The organism is Streptomyces sp. NPDC031340 (assembly GCF_055569945.1).
In genome coordinates, this window is record NZ_JBVIIE010000049.1 from 65,174 (window position 1) to 68,167 (window position 2,994).

At 69.7% G+C, this 2,994-nt stretch carries 2 protein-coding genes and 1 pseudogene; 1 reads left to right on the forward strand and 2 read right to left on the reverse strand.

Going from position 1 to position 2,994, the window contains the following annotated elements; all coding sequences use genetic code 11:
* Positions 1 to 166 precede the first annotated feature (166 nt).
* The gene (locus ACZ5GT_RS30875) at positions 167 to 823 is read left to right on the forward strand and encodes a hypothetical protein (protein WP_469032729.1); all 657 of its coding nucleotides are present in this window, start codon (positions 167 to 169) and stop codon (positions 821 to 823) included.
* Between the two features lie 25 nt (positions 824 to 848).
* Here ACZ5GT_RS30875 and ACZ5GT_RS30880 read toward each other — a convergent pair whose 3' ends face one another.
* On the reverse strand, positions 849 to 2,375 hold the full coding sequence (locus ACZ5GT_RS30880) for an NCS1 family nucleobase:cation symporter-1 (RefSeq protein ID WP_469032733.1): 1,527 nt from the start codon (positions 2,373 to 2,375) through the stop codon (positions 849 to 851).
* A gap of 122 nt (positions 2,376 to 2,497) precedes the next feature.
* Positions 2,498 to 2,932 (reverse strand): annotated as a pseudogene (locus ACZ5GT_RS30885) (LLM class flavin-dependent oxidoreductase); the annotation flags it as partial.
* Positions 2,933 to 2,994: the final 62 nt, after the last annotated feature.

The window sequence follows — 2,994 nt, forward strand, 5'->3', positions numbered from 1 at the left end:
CGTTCACCGCCAACCGGGCGCGCCGGGCGGCCGCCAGGCCTACGCGTGGGTAACCAGGCGTGTACGGAGCGAGTTGGCACTTCCGTCTCAGGGGGACTCGTGTGAAACTACGCCCGTCCGCAGTGCGGACTGCTCCGCACACCGTCCCCCACCGAGAAGTGTGCCCGTGCGCCATCTTCCTCTGCCGCTCGCGCTGGCCGCGCGCCTGACCCCGGTCGTCGTACTCGCCACGGCGGGCTGGGCGATGACGTCCGGTTCCGCGACGCCGGCCGCCCAGCACAAGGACGCGCAGCAGACCGGCACCCGGTCGGCCTCCGCGCCGTCGTCGACGGCCGTCGCGAAGACGTACACCGCCGCTCCCGCGCCGTGCGGCGCCGTGGCCGTGAAGACGGTCAAGTCGCTGGTGCCGGGGGCGAAGACGGCCGGGAAGGAGATCCGGTCGACGGACGAGACGCTGCGCCGCACCTGCTCCTGGAACGCCCTGAAGGGCTACGACTACCGCTGGCTCGACGTCTCCTTCGAGATCATGGACTCGGACCAGGCGGCGCAGAAGTCGTACCAGGCCCGGCTCACGGAGAAGAGCGGCGGAGGGGACGTCCCCGGACTCGGCGACGCGGGCTACTCCGTCGTCAACCTCACCACCGAGGACAAGCAGCAGACCCGTGAGGGCGAGGTGGTGGCCCGGGTCGCCAACGCGCTGGTGGTCGTCACCTACAACGGCAGCGACTTCGAGACCAAGAAGGCGCCCGGCACGGACGAGATCAACAAGGGCGCCATCAAGGCGGCGAAGGACGCCGTGGCGGCGCTGGAGGGCAGCCGGTAGGACCGGCCGCCCTCCGCACTCCCGCTCAGGCCTCCAGTTGCTGCCTGCCGCGCGGCAGCATCAGGGCCACGTAGAGCACCATCGACGTGCCCAGGCCCACCGCCCAGCCGTAGTCGGCGAGCGGTTGGAGGGCCGGGATCGGCCGTCCGTCGATCAGCGGCTTGAAGCTGGCGCCGCCGACCGCGAGGACACCTCCGACGGCGAAGGCGGCGACGGCCCGCCAGTTCCAGCCGCCGTCGTACCAGTAGCGGCCGCCCGTGCGGTACAGGTCGACCAGGTCGAGCTTGCCGCGGCGCAGGATCCAGTAGTCGGCGATCAGGATGCCGGCGACCGTGCCGAGCAGTCCGCCGACCAGGCCGAGCCAGGTGAAGATGTAGCCCTGCGGGTCGGAGTACAGCTTCCACGGGAAGATCAGCACCCCGAGGACGCAGGTGGCCAGCGCGCCGACGCGGAAACTGATCTTCCGCGGGGCGATGTTGGAGAAGTCGAAGGCCGGGGAGACCAGGTTGGCCGCGATGTTCACGGACAGGGTGGCCACCAGCACGGTCACCAGCGCGAACAGCAGGCCGACCACGTTGTCGGTCTTGGCGGCCAGCTGTACCGGGTCCCAGACCGTCTCGCCGTACACCGCCTGCGAGCCGGAGGTGACCAGCACCGACAGCAGCGCGAAGAGCGTCATCGTGGTAGGCAAACCTAGCGCCTGCCCCCAGGTCTGCGCCTTCTGGCTCCTGCCGTAGCGGGTGAAGTCGGGGATGTTCAGCGACAGCGTGGACCAGAAGCCGATCATGCCCATGAGGGAGGGCCAGAACAGCTTCCAGAAGTCGCCGCCCCAGCCGAGCTTGGAGGGCTGGTCGAGCAGCGGACCGAAGCCGCCGGCCTTGTCGCTCATCCAGATCAGCATCACGAACGCGCCGACGAGCACGAAGGGCGCCGCCCAGTTCTCGAAGCGCCGGATGGTCTCCATGCCGCGGTAGATGATGGCGATCTGCAGCACCCAGAAGAGCGCGAACGACAGCCACATGGTCCAGGCGTAGCCGCCGACGTGCGAGGCGTTCGCCCAGCTGTCGCCGATCAGCTTGCCGGCCAGGAAGTAGATCGCCTCGCCGCCGATCCAGGTCTGGATGCCGAACCAGCCGCATGCCACCAACGCCCTTACGACGGCGGGCAGGTTGGCGCCGCGCACGCCGAAGGAGGCGCGGGCGAACACCGGGAAGGGAATGCCGTACTTCGGTCCCGCGTGCCCGGTGAGCAGCATCGGGACGAGCACGATCAGGTTGGCCAGGGCGATGGTGAACACCGCCTGCTTCCAGTCCATGCCGACGGCGATCAGACCGGAGGCCAGGGTCCAGGAGGCGGTGTTGTGGGCCATGCCGACCCACAGCGCGGAGAAGTTGTACGTGGTCCACGTGCGCTTCTCGACGGGGACCGGCAGCAGGTCGTCGTTGGCGTAGGGGCCGCTGGGCAGCGGGGATCCCGGGGCGATCTCCACGCGTCCGTCGGGGCGGGTGACCTGGGTGGTCGGCGGTATGGCCGGGGGAGCGGTTTCGGTCATGGGCAGGCCAATCAAACGAAGGGTGGTTCCGGAAAGGCCAGTGCGGGCTCCGGCCCCCTCCCCGGCACACGCCGGGGAGGGGTGAACGGGAGTGGGGGGACGGGACAACCCGGCTGCTTGGGTCAGGAGTTGACCGCGGGGATGACCTTCTGGCCGTACGCGTCGATCACGGCCTCCTGCGCGTCGTGCATGTCGTACACGGCGAACTGGTCGACGCCCAGTTCCCGCAGCGCGTTCAGCTTCTCGATGTGCCGCTCGACCGGGCCGATGAGGCAGAACCGGTCGACGATCTCGTCCGGCACGAACGCGGTGTCCGGGTTGTCGGCACGCCCGTGGTGCGAGTAGTCGTACCCCTCGCGGGCCTTGATGTAGTCGGTGAGTTCCTCGGGGACCTGGGCGGAGTGCTCGCCGTACTTGGCGACCAGGTCGGCGACGTGGTTGCCGACCATGCCGCCGAACCAGCGGCACTGCTCGCGGGCATGGGCGAGCGCCTCGGGCGAGTCGTCCTCGGTGACGTACGCCGGGGCGGCGACGCAGATCGTCACCTCGGACGGGGCGGGGGAGGTGGTGCAGGGGGCGTGCCTGGCCGGCTTTCCACCCTACTCTGTGGGGGGGAGGT